Annotated in this window: 10 protein-coding genes; 6 read left to right on the top strand and 4 right to left on the bottom strand. The window is 44.3% G+C overall.

Annotated features, from left to right (window positions below; all coding sequences use genetic code 11):
- Window positions 1-52 precede the first annotated feature (52 nt).
- Both trmA and ACJJIE_RS03510 read left to right on the top strand, forming a co-directional pair.
- A complete protein-coding gene (gene trmA, locus ACJJIE_RS03515) occupies window positions 53-1,141 on the top strand; it encodes a tRNA (uridine(54)-C5)-methyltransferase TrmA (protein ID WP_444893576.1) in 1,089 nt (362 codons plus the stop codon).
- Between the two features lie 994 nt (window positions 1,142-2,135).
- Complete coding sequence (locus ACJJIE_RS03510) at window positions 2,136-4,859, top strand: di-heme oxidoredictase family protein (protein WP_444893575.1); 2,724 nt, start codon at window positions 2,136-2,138, stop codon at window positions 4,857-4,859.
- Between the two features lie 425 nt (window positions 4,860-5,284).
- On the opposite strand, the gene ACJJIE_RS03505 is transcribed toward ACJJIE_RS03510, so the two are convergent.
- Complete coding sequence (locus ACJJIE_RS03505; protein ID WP_282932393.1) at window positions 5,285-6,235, bottom strand: DUF2608 domain-containing protein; 951 nt, start codon at window positions 6,233-6,235, stop codon at window positions 5,285-5,287.
- 1,404 nt (window positions 6,236-7,639) lie between these two features.
- On the opposite strand from ACJJIE_RS03505, the gene csrA reads away from it, so the two are divergent.
- From csrA to ACJJIE_RS03490, 3 genes are all read left to right on the top strand, one after another.
- The gene (csrA, locus tag ACJJIE_RS03500) at window positions 7,640-7,819 is read left to right on the top strand and encodes a carbon storage regulator CsrA (protein ID WP_444893574.1); all 180 of its coding nucleotides are present in this window, start codon (window positions 7,640-7,642) and stop codon (window positions 7,817-7,819) included.
- 1,214 nt (window positions 7,820-9,033) lie between these two features.
- Entirely contained in the window at window positions 9,034-10,761 is a 1,728-nt protein-coding gene (locus tag ACJJIE_RS03495; RefSeq protein WP_444893573.1) for a S8 family peptidase, read from the top strand.
- Between the two features lie 289 nt (window positions 10,762-11,050).
- On the top strand, window positions 11,051-12,037 hold the full coding sequence (locus ACJJIE_RS03490; RefSeq protein ID WP_444893572.1) for a transposase: 987 nt from the start codon (window positions 11,051-11,053) through the stop codon (window positions 12,035-12,037).
- Between the two features lie 420 nt (window positions 12,038-12,457).
- Here ACJJIE_RS03490 and ACJJIE_RS03485 read toward each other — a convergent pair whose 3' ends face one another.
- The 3 genes from ACJJIE_RS03485 to ACJJIE_RS03475 all read right to left on the bottom strand — a co-directional run bounded on the left by ACJJIE_RS03485 (window position 12,458) and on the right by ACJJIE_RS03475 (window position 16,266).
- Window positions 12,458-13,762: a hypothetical protein gene (locus tag ACJJIE_RS03485; protein WP_444893571.1), complete on the bottom strand. Its 1,305-nt coding sequence runs from the start codon at window positions 13,760-13,762 to the stop codon at window positions 12,458-12,460.
- Window positions 13,763-13,844: 82 nt separating this feature from the next.
- On the bottom strand, window positions 13,845-14,696 hold the full coding sequence (locus ACJJIE_RS03480) for a hypothetical protein (protein ID WP_444893570.1): 852 nt from the start codon (window positions 14,694-14,696) through the stop codon (window positions 13,845-13,847).
- A gap of 976 nt (window positions 14,697-15,672) precedes the next feature.
- Complete coding sequence (locus ACJJIE_RS03475; RefSeq protein ID WP_444893569.1) at window positions 15,673-16,266, bottom strand: hypothetical protein; 594 nt, start codon at window positions 16,264-16,266, stop codon at window positions 15,673-15,675.
- Between the two features lie 872 nt (window positions 16,267-17,138).
- On the opposite strand from ACJJIE_RS03475, the gene ACJJIE_RS03470 reads away from it, so the two are divergent.
- Window positions 17,139-18,119, top strand: coding sequence for a LysR family transcriptional regulator (locus tag ACJJIE_RS03470; protein WP_444893568.1), 981 nt, complete (start codon window positions 17,139-17,141; stop codon window positions 18,117-18,119).
- Window positions 18,120-18,805: the final 686 nt, after the last annotated feature.

Below are 18,805 nucleotides of genomic sequence, written 5' to 3'. Positions count from 1 at the left end.
CGGTTTCCTATATAATTCGCGCCCGCTTTTTGTACTGACACCGCATTGTAATATGGCACTGTACCGCGTTAATACTGACGACTACCCACAACAGCTTCACAACAAGGCCGAGCGCCTGCAAGAAGCTTATAGCAAGTTCACTGACCTGGAGCCGGAACTCTTCCCCTCCCCACCCATTCACTACCGCCTGCGCGCAGAATTCAAGGTGTGGCATGAGGGAGGTGTAGCCAATTACGCCATGTACCGCCAGGGTGAGTACAAGAAGCCCTTTATCATCGATGAGTTTACCGTCGGCTCTGAGCTGATGAACCAGTTGATGCCGAAGGTGCTGGCTGCTGTCAATAATAGCGAAGTCCTGCGCAAACGCCTGTTCTCCGCCGAGTTTCTTACCACGCTGAATGGTGATGCGCTGATTACGCTGATCTACCACAAGAAACTGGACGAAGCCTGGGAGGAGGAAGCCAAAGCACTCCAGGCACAGCTAGGATTCCCGATTTTGGGGCGCTCGCGCAAGCAAAAAGTGGTTTTGGAGCGCGACTTCGTTACCGAGAAACTGGATATCGATGGGAAAACTTACCAGTACAAACAGGTAGAGGGCAGCTTTACCCAACCCAATGGAGAGATCTGCCGATCCATGATCCAGTGGGCCAGAAGTGCCTGCGGAGATAGTGATAGCGATCTGCTGGAGCTCTACTGCGGCAATGGCAATTTCACCATCCCGCTCAGTGAGAAATTCCGTAAGGTCCTGGCCACTGAAATCTCCAAGGTATCGGTAAATTCCGCCCAAGAGAATATCGCCAACAATCAGATCACCAATCTGGATATCGTGCGTTTATCCAGTGAAGAGTTTACCCAGGCCATCGATAAGGTACGCCCCTTTCGCCGCCTTAAGGATATAGATCTGGATAGCTACAACTTCTCCACCGTCCTGGTTGACCCTCCCCGAGCGGGCTTGGATGAAGACACCTGTGCGATGGTCGCCCGCTTCCCGAGAATCCTGTATATCTCCTGCAACCCAGAAACCCAATTGGAAAACCTGGAGTCGCTAACCAAAACCCATCACATTGAGCGATTTGCTCTGTTCGATCAGTTCCCTTATACAGATCATACGGAAACCGGGTTATTACTAGTGAGGAAGTAGTGTCTCAATAGCTAAAAGCCTCCAGTATTCTGATCTTATTGAACGCTGGAGCCCTTCCTAAGTCCATTTATAAAATCACCATAAAGATTCAAAGCTCAGCAATACAAGTAGCTATTAAAAACTATACTCATTTCTCGATATTATCTGAGCCGAAGAGATTTCGGCTTACTTTCCAAACGATGAGCACCATCAAATAATCTACACACCCTGCTCAAGTCATTGCTGTATTAATCAATAGCTAAAACCAGCCACTCCAGTAAGCTTGGGCTTTTTATAAGAATCAGGCTCGACGTAGCGATGATCAATGTTCGATAACCATTCATAAAAAAGTACGGCTCACCTTTCAATATACATAACACCTTCGCGTATAAAAAATTAATTATCAAGACTTAGAGCGTGACACCTAGTGTTGGTGAGCTTGTTAATTAATAAAAAACACCCATGAGAATAAAGGTAACTGTGGGTAGAAAACTAAATACCAATCTTTAAATAACTATTTTTAGCCGTGTCAAATCTTACACAAGACTAAAGATTAACTTTTTAACGCACTCAGCATCACAACTGACACACGATATCAATCTATAAGTCAGACCCATTAAATACACCGATCTAAATCACAGACACAAGGTGCGCCCTATCACATACTTCATGCGAAGTAAAACAGAAAGCTGAGAACAAGCTCATATCGCTGTCCTTTTTAACTTAAATTCATCCCCTCTGGGCGCAGCATAACGATGCAAATAAAAAATATAACTATTATGCCGTCCTACAAATCAAGCTAGAAAATTCATATCCAATATTTACCAAGAGTAATCATCACCAAAAGACAGCAGCACATACAAACAAAAGGACACACACCAAAATAATAGTTAAATTATTTTTACCCCGAACCAAGCACCCTCAACAGGAATTTTGAAAATTCTCCTTTTTAATTACAGACAAAGTTCATTTCATCACTATTACTATAAATAGCTGTTGATAAAACGAGAAATATATGGATCCGTATTTCAAGAAAACAATCAATCCACTGGCAAAAATCTGTTTAACAGCATTTTTCGCCTTATTCATAATGGTATTGTCCGGATGTGGTGGTGGAGGCGGGGATAATAGCTCTGATGAAGACCCCACAGAAGCTACCCCCAACTCTCAGGGCAACGGCTCCAGTGATGAAACACCAACTTCAAGCGGTGAGCCCGCTGAGTCCGATGAAGAGGTTGGACAAAATATTGCAGGTAGTGGAACTATTTCTTCCAGTTCTGGCAACGGGGTCCTTGCCATTGATGACTTAAGAAGGACACTTTGGGAAAGTGGTGATACTGCCAGCACATCAAGCCTCACCCTTGACCTTAAATCTACACACTTGCTCAGCAAAGTGGTCCTAGACTGGGGCGACCACAACGCAAAATCTTACGAGGTACTGGGCTCAAGCGACGGCACAACATGGACCACCCTGGCAACAGCTGATTCAGGAGAATATGGCCAACGAATTGACTCTCACCTAATTGGTGGAGAGTATCGCTATGTTCAGCTAAACGGAACTGAACTCAGTGAGGGGAGTTCGCAATATAGTTTGTGGGAACTGATGGTTTTTGATCGTGCGGCAGAGGAAATTAATCAAACCGCGTCCATAGAATATACCCCTCTATTTGATACTGAGCAGCCAGAAGAAGAGTCTCAACACTGGTATATTCAGGAAGATGGCACCATTGTAACACTGGCAAGTGGCCGAGCACGTCTGCGACATGAATCCGAGGATAGTTTTTACGAGTTCCCGACCTTCTACTTTGAACACAGAACCTTTGGCATAGAGATTCACGACCATACGCCCGCCGGTGAGAACCTGATTGAGATCTTTTACTCTGCCGAATACGCGCTTTATCGGCCACCCGAATGCCGCTCCTCTTATTCAAATGAACACCGCGCTGACTTTAATAGCAACGCCAGATTTGATGAAACCCCTTACCGGGAAGCTGATGAAGATGGGAGAGGCCAAGTCTGGGTATGTCGTATCACCTACGATGCTCACGATGGTGATGACGGGCAGCTGGAAGTCGGCGAATGGATGGAGGTGGAGTTTCAGCAATTCATTGGCATTGAGGAGGGCGATGAGAATGTCAGTGGGCAGACAGTTTACTACACAGACACCTACCGCATTCTCCTGGGCCAACCCGGTATTCATATGGTTGCAGACCTGGAAACTGAGACCGCTGTTGAAAGTGCCGGTGAAGCAACCGCAGCATACATCAGGGCTACTGACCCGGTACCCGCTTCAGAAGTCATTTCAGTAAATACTGACGATAATACTCTTACCTACTACGCTGGCAGCGATGGTAAATGGGCAACGGCTTCCGACGCTGATGCCGTTGAAGTCACCTACCCAATACTGGATGGTATTGATGTCTATGATACTTACATCGTGGATAGCGGAATCGCCGACTGGACAGCCTACTTCAGAGAAGCCCTCAACATCCAGTGGGAGACGCACAACGAGTTTCTAGATGGTCGCAGGATATTCCACACCCGGTTTAATACCGGAGAGCACGAGGAACTCGGGAACCCAGACTTCAACCAAATGGCAAACCTATCAGCAGGCTTAACCATTGAGCAGTCATGTCTGGCGTGCCATATCAATAACGGCCGGGGCCCGGCCCCCTCAGAGGCTAGTGTTCCCAATTCGATGGTCTTTAAGCTGTCGTCCGGTGCAATAACCCAAGCAGGACAACCCCTGCCAAACCACTACTTTGGCCCTGTCCTGCAAACCCATTCACTCAATAGTGACATAGCCCCAGAAGGATCTATTCAAGTCACCTATAGCTCCATTCAAGGTAGCTATGCCAATGGGGATAGTTACACCCTACAGTCCCCCACTTATGTAGTAACAACCAACGAAGGTGAAAACACATCCGCTGATTACTTTTCGCCACGTATGCCACAAAACATCACTGGCTTGGGCTTACTTGAGGCGGTTGACGAAACAGAAATCCTTGAGTGGCACGACCCTAACGATTCCAATAGCGATGGTATCTCTGGGCGAGTATCACTGGTCGATACGGGCTCAACACCTCTTCCCCAGGTAGGACGCTTTGGCTGGAAGGCTACCCAACCGAGCTTGCGCAGCTTCTCAGCAGATGCGTTGAACAATGATATTGGCGTGAACACAGCACTGGAACCCAATGCAAACTGTGGTATCGAACAGCTGGAATGTAAAAAGCACAGTAATCACGACGAAGAGCTCACTGATTCTCACCTGGACGACCTAACTACTTATCTTCAGGCACTGGGCGCACCACCCAGAAATCCCGATTTAATCAATGAATCCATCGTGGCTCAGGGTGAAGCTCTATTTGAATCGATCAACTGCTCATCCTGTCACCGGCCAGAGATGAACACCAATCACGCTCACCCTCTTGAGGAGTTGAGAGGCAAGGTCATTCGCCCCTATACAGACTTACTCCTGCATGATATGGGCGAAGGTTTGGCAGACAACTTGACGATTAGCGCGGAGTACAACCGCGAGTGGAGAACGCCTCCCTTATGGGGACTGGGTGTTAATAGCGCAGTGAATGGTCACAGTAATTTGTTACATGATGGTCGCGCCCGGTCTATTGAAGAAGCCATTCTCTGGCACGGGGGAGAAGCTGCTGAGAGCCAACAGAACTATATTGATCTGTCGGCTTCAGAGCGAAACTCGCTACTCAAGTTCTTACAGTCGCTGTAAACCATAACCTAACCAATCACAAGGGTATCCAGCTAAGGTCATAGCTTGCTGGATACCTTTCTGGTGGAGATATACGTTATTGTTCACTGGAAAAATTCAAAGCTTTTACAGAAACGTCCATCCGCAAATAACGTGCTCTATTTTTATCAAAACTTAAAAAATCGATTCAGTAGCAATGGTGCGGCAAGCCTGCACTCTGCTAAAAAGACCTAGGCGCGTGGCTCGCGAAATTACAGCCGGTTAATGCTCCTCCCTCTTCAACTAAGTTATAACCGATTAATCGTTATACAACGACTACCATCTCTTCTGAGTGCTCGGCACCTCCAAAATCGATTAATCATTAGAGGTAGACGTGTACACTTCCCTTTTTACTTGGATGACAGTTTAGAAATGGAGCCGTTGAGCTTAGTTACAAGGAAGTTAAACTAGTTTTCAACAGCCGGCATTAATAGCGCACTATTAAGACTCGCCATGATGGTTTCCCATCTCTTTTTCGCAGTTTCTTGTAATGCTTTTTTCTGAGGCCCGTCCATAAAATCCTGCTTGTGCTTACTTAGACGGGTGTAGTGCAGGGCTATTACCTCATATTTCTTATTGTCCTTGAATGCCTGGTAAACACTTTCGACATTCTCAAAACTGTCATCAATAAAGATAATGTTGGAAATTAGGTAGTGCTCACTACTATTAGCCGAAGAGTTGTAGGATCGCAGCAAGCAGTCAAGCATAAAGCCTTTATCTTGCCCGGCTAAGTACATAATACCTTGCCGATAGCTTACTGGCCTTGCCTCACTTAAATCACAGGGCTTAAACGGACTTGCAAGGCTAAATTGATTATTTGGACTGAAGTTGAGAGTATTTGACCGAATAAGCTCTAATAAATTTTGGTAGGACGTATTCGGGGTTGGCAAGCGTTTGAACTGTCTCTCGGTAGCTGAAACATCTGCATCGCCCCTTGCAGTTTCAACCATCAATCGCACTCCACTTTGTCTCAAGCTGTCAAGCACCGGCACAATATTGTCATCTGTATAAACCATATTGCTCACAGAGAAGAGCAAACCGGATATATTAATCAACTCCTCTTTTGTTTTTGCCACAAGGAAACCTGAATTAGGATCGGTTTCCAATAAAGTTTCCTGCCATGAGTACCAAGCTGCGCCACCAAGATATTGACATTGAGACTTTTCAGCGCAAGGCATCATACTCAAGGTGTCATCATTATCCATAACCAGTAACGTATTTATTGGGGTGGCTGATTCTTCAATTATATTCTGGACGTCCTCAAAGCTGTTCACCTCTTTCTTAATAGCACCGGCAGACACACAATGGGAAGCCACAATTAAAACAATCGAATACAGTAGAGAATTAAACTTGCTCATAAAATAAATTCCTTTTTACTTACCCTGATTATTAACACAAAAAAGTGAATGGTTTTGGCGTAGCTGGAGACAGAGACTGTACTGGCATGATGCCTAGACTAGATAGTACTTAACTTGTGCCCCTGAAAAATAGCAATTTATCATTCAGGGCCAGAAAAACAGAAAATCGAATCAAGTTCTGAGAGGGTACCAAATAGGAAGCGTAAGCCGCCAGCTCTATTAGCAAAGAAATAATACTTAATCTGTGAATAATTTGAACAGAGCTTCATATTGTTGTCGTACAATACAACCACCAGTCCCTTCATAGATATACTTTCTCCAAACCAGGATATTAGATTCTGCTATTAGCGGCATAAAGCTGCCCCGCCCCCACCCCGGCATGTTGATAATTCGGCACGCCGGGTGCTTCTAAATTAGCTGCTCTCCATTAAGCGAATCTGCGATCCAAATTCAAGGCACCACAGCCCCTACAGTGTTTTATAAACGCCTCTTCTATGCCCAGGGGCTCCTGGCAGCAAAAATAGTATCCCACTCTCATAGTCAAATGATTAGCAAAATTTTTGCTGTAGAGCATGGGCAGCTTAAGTTCCCTTCTCAGCGCCTTTACTAAGCTTGCAGTAATGCGCCCCTCAGGAAAATCCCGTGCTATTCCTTGAATGTTCGACAGAGTCTTAGCAGAAAACTCCCAAACTTCACCACAGTGGTCACAGGAAATTATCATTTTCCAATTTACTCCGCCTTTCCAGCCACTACAGCAGCTTCAGCTTTGCTGGCGCAACCAAGATTTCTTTGTTCTTTGCTATCTGAAACAAAACTTTTCTGCAAAAGCATCAGAACCTGAATTCAACTTGGAACTGCAATCTTCCAATACACGGCCGAGTCTTTTCTAAGTGGAAACACATATAAATAAAGGCACGAAAATAATCATATTGGATTTTATTAAGTTTGTTTTCATGTCAAAGCTGCGTAAAATTGATAGATATTTATCGATATTTTGGTCGCAATTGAGCAAGCCTGAACAGGCTGGAGAACGAAAAGACCAAGAGAGCCAAGGATTTTCTAAAAAAAACCATTCTCTTAAAGGGGAACGATAGCGTGACGTAAAAGTAAGTAAAAGGCGCTGACCCAAGGTGCTACCAACACCAGGGGCCAGCTAACCAAATTGATAACCAAACTATCAAAGTGGCTCAGTGGATAATACGCTAGAAACCCACTCGTCTTCAATAAAGTCGAGTACATTCAGCAGCTTGGAGCGATTTCCCAAGCTTTGGGAGCGTAGTGCCTGCCTTTTCTTCTTCTATGCCTACCGTTCTCGTGCCCCACCCCACATTTCCTGCAAACCTAATCTTTTACACCTTCCCATCACGGAAGCCCTCATAGTTTGAGCACCAGCAGGAAATGTATATGTTGATTTTAAAGCGCCGGACGGGTGAAAACTTAAGAATTGGAACAAATATCTCAGTTACAGTACTAGAAGTTAAAGGCAATCAAGTAAAGTTAGGAATAAATGCCCCCAAATCTATATCCGTCCACCGTAAAGAGATTTATTTGCGCATCAAACAGAAACAGGAAGTTAGCCCCTGAATTGGTACACCGATCCAGGGGCCACTTCATTGCAAATTTTCTTGTGACTAATACTTCTACTAACAACCGCAGGGTGAAATGATGGAATAGGATATTAAACCGTTCTTTACGCTGTGCTTATGTGTGTGTAGATGCTCCAACCCCGAGGACCCTACGGCTGCGCTCTGAGTCGCAGTCAGGTCCGGCATAGAATGCCATTTCCTAGGGTTAGACCCCTTCACTCCACCGGCCCCGCCATGCGTTACTTCAATAGTTAGCACTTTGTTCACCGGGTTCAACGCCACTATGGATCTATCTGACTTCCTGAAGGCGTAAATGCCCGCTCCTTGCCTAACTGGCTTCACCAGACCCAAACCGTGCTGGATGGGCACGAATCACCTACAGGGTTTCCGGAGTTCCACACAAAGAACCAGTACGCGCATCCGGTCAACAGACCCCCGGAGGCCGATGTAGGTACTCGCAAACTCTGCTGCCTTCCCCATCACCCAACAAGGTCGGCGATCACAAATCTCACTCCCTTAGCTCAATACTGAACCTGAACCTTCCCCGTCAACACTGAATCCTGGCCGTTACCGAACAGCACCCATAACTCGGGACCCCAGCTACTTGCTAGGCCGTACCCGGCATAGGGCATTCACCTCCAACCTTTTGCTGATTTATCTCCGCGCACTGGGCGTTCAGAGTTTACCCCTCCCGTTAATTGCTTTACTGGCTTCACCGCTCAATCCATACCAGACACACACAAACTACTCAATGAGAATATTTAATTCATATTAAGAACGAACAACAGAATGGTAAATTCAATAATCATTAATTTAAAATTCCAAAAATCTGATTTCTCAAAAAAATAGTCGCAAAAAACTCAACCTGTTACAGATAAAACTATTTTAAAGTTAAAAAACACAGACACTCTTTTAAAAAACAGACCTGCCCCCAAAAAAATAACAGGTTGATTTTCATCAGTTTTTAAAGAGTGTGACGTGACTTGCCGCCCTATATTCACAAAGCAGCATGAGGACAATTATTTTTAAATCGTTTTTATTCTGTGGCAGATTGAAAATATAGTGCTAGCTTTTTCTAAGTGACTGGCAAATATTTAGTCATTATTAGCCCTGCATCTATCCCATCATTTTGCCAACACAGACCAACTTGGGAGCTTCCGATTTGTCAGCCTTTGACTGCCAGTTGAATAAATATAATTTCGGAGAAAAACCATGAGAAAGCCAACACTGAACTATGCATTACGCAAAACTACCTTAGCCAGCTTACTTTCAATCTTGTGCACAACATCTTTTTTATCCCACGCAGAAGAGGAAGCCAGCTCAATAACAACCGATCGCATCATCATAAAATATAAAGACAGCGCCAAGGTCGGTCGGGCGGCCACTATGGCGAAAGAGACCGTAGATAAAGCTTCTCGTAGAGTCGGCCACAAATTGCAGCACTTACGCCGCACAGCGAGCGGGGCGCAGGTAATGCGCCTGGAGGAGCGCAAAAGCAAAGCGGAATTAGATCAAATTCTCAGCCGCATAAAACAGGACCCGGACGTAGCGTATGCAGAGCCAGATCTGATCATGCGTGCCATGGCCACACCCAATGACACCAGCTATCTCAATCAATGGCACTATTACGAATCTACCGGCGGCATAAACTTGCCATCAGCCTGGGATATCACCCAAGGTGAGGGAGCAGTCATTGCAGTACTCGATACCGGCTACCGCCCCCACCCTGATTTGATAGACAACCTGTTACCTGGCTACGACATGATTTGGGACACTTTTGTCTCAGTTGATGGCGATGGCCGAGACAGCGACGCCACAGATCCCGGCGACTGGTATACCGATAAAGCCTGTGGTGATGACCCAGATATCCCCTCGGAAAGTGACAGTAGCTGGCACGGCACTCATGTAGCCGGCACCATCGCCGGAGTCACAAACAATAATATGGGCATTGCTGGTGTCGCTTACAAAGCTAAAATCGTCCCTGTTCGGGTGCTTGGCCGTTGCGGCGGCTACAGCTCAGATATTGCTGACGGAATAATCTGGGGCGCAGGAGGCACAGTGGCAGGCCTTCCAACTAACCCCCATCCGGCCCAAGTCATAAACATGAGCCTAGGTGGTTACGGCAGCTGCGGCACCACCTACCAAAATGCCATCGATACCGCTCGAAGCCTTGGAGCAACCGTGGTTGTTGCAGCAGGTAATAAAAGTAGCAATGCAAGATTATATTCCCCCGCAAGCTGCGATGGTGTTGTCACCATTGCAGCAACAAGCCGCAGTGGTGGTCTCTCCTATTATTCCAACTACGGTAATGTGGTGGATGTCGCCGCACCAGGCGGTGCCCAGAGTTACTACGACGACCCCAATGGCATCCTCTCAACCCATAACAGCGGGGCTACAGACCCGGGGAGTGATAGCTACTTTTACAGCCAGGGCACCAGCATGGCTGCACCCCATGTAGCTGGAGTGGCAGCCCTACTCTACTCAGCGGACCCTAGCCTCACCCCAGATGAAGTCGAAACTATTCTTACCGACTCCGCCCGTAGTTTTCCCTCATCATGTAGTGGTTGCGGCGCGGGTATTGTTGATGCCGCAGCGGCTGTCGCTATGGCCAATGGTGGCGGAGGCGGAAGTGAGCCCGGTACCGGGTGGGTAGAAAGCAACCTATCCGGCAGCGCTGGAAACTGGCAAAGTTTCACTATTGATGTGGAAGCAGGGGCATCCGCTTTAAACATTCAGATGTCTGGCGGCACAGGGGATGCCGACCTCTATGTACGCTACGGTTCCTCCCCAACTTCTCGCCAATTTGATTGTCGCCCCTACCTTTGGGGCAATGATGAAGAGTGCACTTTTAGCAGTCCAGCTTCAGGCACCTGGTATATCAGAGTCTACGGCTATGAATCCTATAGTGGCGTAACCCTGGAAGCAGAAACTACGCCTTAACGTTGCTCGCAGCGATCAACACAAAGAAACCGGCAAATGCCGGTTTCTTTGTGTGAAAAGTCAGGCCGAAACTAAGCCGATTCCGCGCGCCTCCAATAGCAACAACAATAACTTATAACTGGAGCGCACCCAGCCTTTACAAACTGCAAAAAAACACTATCCCATTAGCTGCCTAGTACGCCAATTCTGGACACCCACCAAAGTCGGCGCTTTAAGCCACAGAGATATTGACACTGCAGAGACTGCGGGATACAAAGACTGTATAAATATACACATAGCATTCAAATCGATGCCCCTACCCCGCCGCGCCCAAGTCTCACTAGACACTACGCCCTATTATCACTGCGTCTCCCGCTGTGTTAGACGGGCGTTTCTGTGTGGTAAAGATAAGGAATCTGGCAATAACTATGAACATCGCCGTGAGTGGATTGAGTCCAAAATGCACAACCTGGCTTCAATCTTTGCTCTTGATATCGCCGCCTATGCAGTAATGAGCAACCACTACCATATCGTGCTTTATATCGATAAAGAAAAAGCGCTGAATTGGCCTGATAGCGAAGTTATTCTCCGCTGGCAAAAACTGTTCAAAGCTTCCAACTTATCCCTACGCTACCTTCAAGGGGACAACCTCGATCAATGTGAGATGGGAAAACTACAGGAAGTCATCGCTCTATGGAGAGATCGCCTGATGGATCTGAGCTGGTTTATGCGCTGTTTGAATGAGTCTATCGCTCGCCAAGCCAATCTCGAAGACCATTGTACAGGCCGTTTCTGGGAAGGCCGCTTCAAGTCCCAGGCTTTACTGGATGAAAAAGCGCTTGCCGCCTGCATGGCCTATGTTGACCTCAATCCTATCCGTGCCAATATGGCAAAAACCCCTGAAGATTCCAGTCATACCTCGATTCAACGGCGTATTCGTGCAGTAATCACAGGCGAGCAGCCCAAAGAACTACTGCCACTGGTAGGAGGTGAGCGCCTGAATATGCCTAAAGGCTTGCCCTTTCAACTGGATCATTATTTACAGCTTGTGGACTGGAGTGGCCGACATTTAGATCCCAGAAAACGGGGTTGTATTGCCGAGAAGACGCCTCCCGTCCTAGAGCGGCTTGGTATCCCACCCAAGCACTGGCTATATTTAAACCGCAATTTTGAAAGTCGCTTTAAAGGCTTGGTGGGTTCAGTAGAAGCAGTACAACAAGTCTGTAGCCAACTTAATAAACACTGGGTACACGGCATAAGCAACTGCCGCCACTTCCTCTCATCTGGCCCCTGTTAATCTAGTCCTACTCCAAATTCTCTGCCTTTCACGTGCTGATTTTTATTCTAAAGCAAACTTTCTCGAAGCTTGGAAAGAAAATTCCCAGTGTTTCTCACCTCTTGCGCCTAGATCAGAGGTAACGCCACTCCAGAATTTACACTTGTCATATAATAGAATCTCTTTCCAATCTATGGGTGTCCAGCAATACCTTTCGCGTACTGATTTATATTCCAAAGCAAACTTTTCGAAACTTGGATGTGAATTCCCAGTGTTTTACACTAATTATGTCTAGACCGGAGATGATTCCAATCAGAAATTGATGCTTCTCACTTAACTTGCATTTCCTCCCAATTTATGAGCGTCCAGAATTTCACAGAATTTCCTATTGTCTAGAATTAATTTCTAGAATTAATTCTAGGCGAGAATAATGCTAAAGAGTCAATCTAAATCATAATTATTAGAGTAAGAAGGTTTTGGTCTTTTCTTCACCCGGTTCTTCGCCTTCAACTCTTCCTCAGTTAACTCCGCTCTGGCTCTCCTTCTTTTTTTCGATTTTATCTCGTCCACAGAATTAGTTCTAGGGCGCTTTCCATTACGAATTGCGGTCGACCCCCCACTTGATGTACTTGATGTACTTGGTGCACTTGATGCACTTGATGCACTTGAGCTAGACGAGGGTTTTCTAACTTCATTACCTTTTATTGAATTACATGATCCACATAACGGTGCCAAATTTATAATACTATCTCTGCACGCAAAAAACACATCCCTAAAATTAGGATACATGTCTATAAGAATAAAAAATGCCCTTCCTTCTTCTGTCAATAGCCACTTATTAATATCAGATCCAGAATTATAAAACGCCTTATAATTTGAACTTCTATCTCTTGGAAGAAGAAGCTCAGGCTTAATTTTGTCAACATCACGCCACGATTTACTGTAAATAGAACCCTTTCCTATTTCTTTAGGGCCTTGTTTGGTCAACCCCATAACTCGCATAATTTTAAATAAATGCCTGTAATTTGCCTGCGGGTCAAATTGCATTTTATCACCTTTATCACCTTTATCACCTTTAGCGCCTTTAGCGCCTTTAGCGCCTTTAGCGCCTTTAGCGCCTTTAGCTATATTTTGGGGCAACTGATGATCGACCTCAATTAGATCCTCCGGAAGCGCAATCCCGCAGTTATGACAGGGCACAAAATAAACTTCTTCTTCATCACGATACTTTATTCTTTCATTAGTTATCGAATCAAAATATTTAGGTTTAACGTTCTTAAAACCATAAAGCTTCCTCCAATTAGGGTTCTTTTTTACCTCCCCATAATTCGAAACATTCATTTTTTTAATAAATTCAAGGTAACACTTCAACTGATTCCCCGTCAACAATCCACCTTTCCACTCCACCCTTTGTAGCGCCATATTTTTTCCGCAAAATTCCACTACTGCCTTAAATACAATTTTTTTAACCTCCAACTCGCCTGAAAGTTTCTTTTGATCTCGATCATCAAAAATGACAGAATAATCAAACTTCTCATCAAGTTCGATTTCGTATAAACCTCCTTCTTTAAGATTATTTTTGATAATTTCTTTTTTTATATCCAGTATAATTCCATTCTCATTCTTTACGCTTTTGAATCTTACTTCATTATAATATTTTTCTTTAGCATAGAGTCGCATACTTTCTTCATAAATCCAGTTGAGCTTAGTGTTAATGCCATCCAATATTGATTCAACACTTATCACAATTCACTCCCAATATTTACACTTTATATAAGTAAATCAGCACCCCAACATGCAATTACAAAAATTACAACTAACCATGAAGCTACCCGTCGCCAGGGAATCCTTTTATCTTGTTTGACTTACAGTTATTACACGTCGGACACAAAGGGGCTAAATTCAATATGCTGTGCATACATCTCCGCCTAATCTCGATCAGCATATTCTTATCTAATAAATGCTTCAAAAAACGCACCCCCAAAATACTAGGAGTATACTTTTTTGCATCCAGTAACTTTTGAGTGCGTTTCCCTTTGGGGGAACTCACAAATCCCTTCAACACATGGGGGTTAATAATCCCCCGTTCAGAATTCTTTACACCTGTGAATTCTGTCTTAATGTTATTTCCAGCAGAGCTGCCAACCCCAAGAAAATCAATTTTACCATCAAGCACCAAATTTCCCTTTCCGCTACCTTTCGGGCCACCTAATGTCATCCCACAAGCACGCATCGCCTTCAAAATTGGCAAAATGCCAGATCCACTCTGAGGCAAATAATGGTCTACTTCCAATTGCCCTGAAGGTAACACAATCGCACACTCATGGCATACTCCCAATTCAATTTCTTCACCGCTCATTTTTATTTCACCATTCTTAGTCATGCGATACCAGATACCCTTGTGATACAAATACGCTCTCTTCCAAAACTCATCTTTCCTAACAGCTGAATAATCATTACTATTTGTAACAGCCAAATAATCAATAACATTGATCGCATGCTTAATTTGCTTTTCAACATCACCATTCGCATTTTTTTCACCAACTGAACGGATGATTTTAGATAGAAACCCACTTAAAGGCCTTTCAATACGCTTTATATAACTATCTATTACCTCACCCTCCATCTGCTGACAATCCTGCAATACTTTTATCCATTCCTTTATATTGTCTTGATTCATGCCCCTGGAAATCATCTTTTTACTCTCTCATTAACTATGGAAAATTTAAGCCCAACCATTCAATTACCACGAATTAAACTCACAGGAAAAAACCAAGAATTAGAATGCAAACAATACTAAACCGTAAAAAACTCACAATATAAAAACCCCAAAATTAATAAACAATCCACAGTTCTCCACCCTAAGACAACCTAGAATTAACAATCATTGGAAAATAAAGCATCACTCATTACAACATGAATCCACTAAACACTCCTTACGCAAATATTATTTCATAGCCCCACCCCTAAAATTCTTAACTTAGAGATTAGTATTTTTTAGACTTACTTATTGGAATGTTACGGCACACCAAATTGCAACACCCGCACTCACATTACACTTACAGAAATTTCGAGATTCCCTAAATAAATCTCCCACATACAACCAAAAGCGCATCAAACCCGACTATAAACTAAACAAAACAGAACAAATCACCCAAAAAACATACACCCTACCCCACAAAAAAAACATTACAAACCGTTACAAAATGTTTCAATAAAAGCTCCCCACAAAAAAAACAACAGAAAACCCAACCCCCACCAAGCAGGCAGAAAAAAACCAAAACTCAAAGAAACCAGCCGAACGGCCACAAGAACGGCGGGATACTTACCTAAAATCAATATCCCAACCCAAAAATCAGAAATGAAAAGCAGAAATAGAAAGAAGAGAAAACGACAACCTCACAACCCAGACTTGCGCTTCCTCCTCCCCTTAAGCCAAACAGAAATAGCCACCAATGCAGACATAAACAACATTATTCCCCCAACCTAGTTAGAACCACCACTCCAAAACCAATCAAACAAATCCTCACTAGCTTCCGGCTCCAGGCTGAAACCCTAGAACCAGAAGCTATAAAAATATAATGCAAAAGCATCCAGTAGCAATACACTTTTACCAGTAGCCTAACATCATATATTTGCCACCCAAATCAATTTATCTACTCACAATCATAGGCAATGCCACGCCCATAAATCTCAGACACCGAATATTGGTAATCCCCCTCAGAGGCAACAATTTTAATTCGGCCGGTTGCAAAGGGAGGGACAGAATCGATGGAGTTTCGTTTTGTTACACCCCACTGGTTAGTGGGCCCCGCTTCCCAGGCGCTCTGCCAGGTATCATTTTCATCCAGGTAATAAACGGTATAGATATCGTTGTTATCTGCCTGAATTTTGAGCTGGATAATTAAGTAGGTTCTATCCAGAGTAATGATAATTTCGTTATTGCTGGATTCGGCAACACGGGCATCCCACCAAATAGTATCTTGGCTCCACGGATGCTTTTCAGAGAAGTAAGCGTCGTCAGTCAGGGTACTCGCTGCGGGCAAGGGCGTGCTAAACGATGAGGTATAGGAACCACCGGGAGGAAGCGTAGATGTCACACCAAATGTACCCACAAGCCACACAGGCTGCTCGTAAAGGACATTCTTATATCCCTCATTAGTACACTCTGCTGCCATTCCAGTGGATGAACAAAAAGCTAGGGCTGTAGCCAATGCAAGATGGCAATTGGGTTTGGAAAGCTTGGTCATAACGAATCCCTATGTGGACTATCTATTCGGAAAAGAAAATTTAAGAAACGGTCAAACTGGAACCACTCACTTATATAAACAATATTGATTATTAGCTGTACTTATTAGACGAATAATTTTTGTCGGAGTAAGCAGGTGGAACCCAACTAGAATTTTCACTGCTATACCTTTTAAAACCTCTCAGCATTACCCGTCATTTTTCGGCCAACACATCTCGAAATTAGTCACCAGGATTTTCCCTTGAGAAAAAACCAGCCTCATTAGTGCCTTATACCCTGGGACTCTCCTGGCTAAGTTGACCCGTCGCAGCAGCAACTTACGTTTTTAGGGTAGAAGCCACTGCATAGTTGCGTCAATTCACCATTTTGTAAGTTATAATTTCGTTCAGAGGAATTTACTGCATGAACGGCGTGCCCAAGAGCGCACCTGCGGAGCATGGTGCCCCTATCAAAAAGCTCAAATTTTATTGTATTGGCACTAGGTAAAACCGATGTTATTCGATTTTATGCGTAGCGCAGTAAACACCAACTTCCTCTTATGTTCACCAACTTCCAAAGAGGCCGTAGCGAATCATCCTTTTAGTTTAAAATTTATTGAATAAATATTCTTTTTTCTTTGTGTTACATATGCATATTCATTCAGCCAAGCGTGCAAGTAAAAATTCCGCAACTTCATTTTGGCGCCTAAATATGGCATCGTTACCCTACGCAGGTTGCCGCTACCCTCTTTCCAACCGTTATTCTATTGCTGGTAGATATTAGGCGGGGTCAGTATTTAGGTATCCACCTTATTTGTTGGAGGAGTGCTTGTTGTGCCCGGAATACAGGGGGAGTTAAAACCTGCATGATGTTCTAACTCAATGGAATTTAAGTATGAAACGGAACCTTAGATCGATAGATCTCAATTTGTTACCGGTATTTGAAGCCATTATGGAAAATGGTCAGCTCGGCAAAGCGGGGGAGTGTATTGGCATGAGCCCTCCGGCAATGAGTGCTGCCTTGCAACGTTTGCGACACACTATCGGGGATGAGCTATTTATCCGCAAGCGTACCGGTTTTACACCTACCCCAAGGGCAGAGCGACTTCATGCAACTGTCAGCGAGGCACTAAATCAAATACGGGAGGAAATTGAAGAAAAAATTAACTTTGATCCCACCGTAGAGAGACGAAATTTCAACATCATTGGTGGAGACTATGCGGAAATTATTTTCCTGGGCAGCCTACTCAGTCACCTTGAATCCATAGCACCCAATATCACCATTGAGATTTCACCATTAGAGGTTGGTGGACTGGAATCAAAGATGAAACACGGCGCGGTAGATTTCGCTCTATATTACCAGCCGGTGGATTCCAAGGAACTACAAGCGGAACATATAGCCTCAGACCGCCTTGTAGTGGTCGCTAAGAATGATCATCCCCGGGTTAGGCTGAATATTACCAGGGAACAATTCAACGCTGAAAAGCATGTTACCTTACACCAAAATAAAATGGGGTTAACCCATTTGGAAAATCATATGGGGGAATGGGGGGACAATCAATCTGGAAAATCTGAGGCTCAGGCCGATCAGCTGGGGCGGAAAGTTGCCGTGCGGGTCTCTCACTTCCAGAATATGATTCCGGTAATCTTGAATACAGATTACCTCTGCACCATGCCCGAAGGTATGGCGCAGCTCTTTGCCAGGAACAACCCCATCCAGATTCTCCCTTTCCCCAGCCCTATTGACCCACTGGAAATTTATTTGGTGTGGCCCAAAATCTGTAATAGTGACATAGTACATCGTTGGTTTCGCCAGCAACTAAAAATCTCCAGCAATCTCCATAAAGAGCCGCTTACCGCCGATCTTGCCAGCTAGGGGCTGGTTGGTCACTACTATAAAAAGCCGTAGTGGCCACCTTTCTTAGAGTCTTCGAGTAAGCCATTTAGAAAGCTACTAATCAAAAAAATCGCACAGGCTACCGCCGTTTGTATAAAAGGCATAACAAGTGCCGTGCCCTCATTAGCACCGAGATGAATTATTGCCAGCCAATAAACCACTAGTTGACTGCTACTACTATTGTAACCTAATCCTGCAATGTAATTTCTGTCAACCGCTGCAGGCGCATCTAAAGCTTCTCACTCCTCTTTCAAAGCCCTTCCGCAAAGATCAATCTAGCTAACACTTACACATTTTCGGGCACACTCAAATTCAAATAAATTTGGGTCATGTGAATTCAGGCTTGCAGAACCAAAACATACAAAATTTTGAATTGACACAAAATTGCTATATTTATTAAATTCACAATGTGTAAGGGGGGGGCAGCCAGGACAATTCGAAAACACTGCTCATACCTAGATTATTTACAGGCAACACAAGAAGCATCGGCAAATGTAATAGCTTGTAACAAAAGAAGAATAAACATTTATAAAATTAGCTATAAGATTAAATAAAACCGAAAATTTAGCAGCTTCTTGATATTCAACAAAGATAGGAGACTTAATAGACAGAAAACATTAGAAGCTCGAGCAATCAAGTAGAGCATCAAAACTTATCAAATTATT

This window comes from Microbulbifer maximicatervae (SeqCode) (genome assembly GCF_052467325.1).
This window is presented reverse-complemented; position numbering and strand designations above follow the sequence as displayed.

Coding starts and splice junctions, on each gene's coding strand:
- trmA (WP_444893576.1), top strand. CDS start 53: ATGGCACTGTACCGCGTTAATACTGACGACTACCCACAACAGCTTCAC.
- ACJJIE_RS03510 (WP_444893575.1), top strand. CDS start 2,136: ATGGATCCGTATTTCAAGAAAACAATCAATCCACTGGCAAAAATCTGT.
- ACJJIE_RS03505 (WP_282932393.1), bottom strand. CDS start 6,235: ATGAGCAAGTTTAATTCTCTACTGTATTCGATTGTTTTAATTGTGGCT.
- csrA (WP_444893574.1), top strand. CDS start 7,640: ATGTTGATTTTAAAGCGCCGGACGGGTGAAAACTTAAGAATTGGAACA.
- ACJJIE_RS03495 (WP_444893573.1), top strand. CDS start 9,034: ATGAGAAAGCCAACACTGAACTATGCATTACGCAAAACTACCTTAGCC.
- ACJJIE_RS03490 (WP_444893572.1), top strand. CDS start 11,051: ATGCCCCTACCCCGCCGCGCCCAAGTCTCACTAGACACTACGCCCTAT.
- ACJJIE_RS03480 (WP_444893570.1), bottom strand. CDS start 14,696: ATGAATCAAGACAATATAAAGGAATGGATAAAAGTATTGCAGGATTGT.
- ACJJIE_RS03475 (WP_444893569.1), bottom strand. CDS start 16,266: ATGACCAAGCTTTCCAAACCCAATTGCCATCTTGCATTGGCTACAGCC.
- ACJJIE_RS03470 (WP_444893568.1), top strand. CDS start 17,139: ATGAAACGGAACCTTAGATCGATAGATCTCAATTTGTTACCGGTATTT.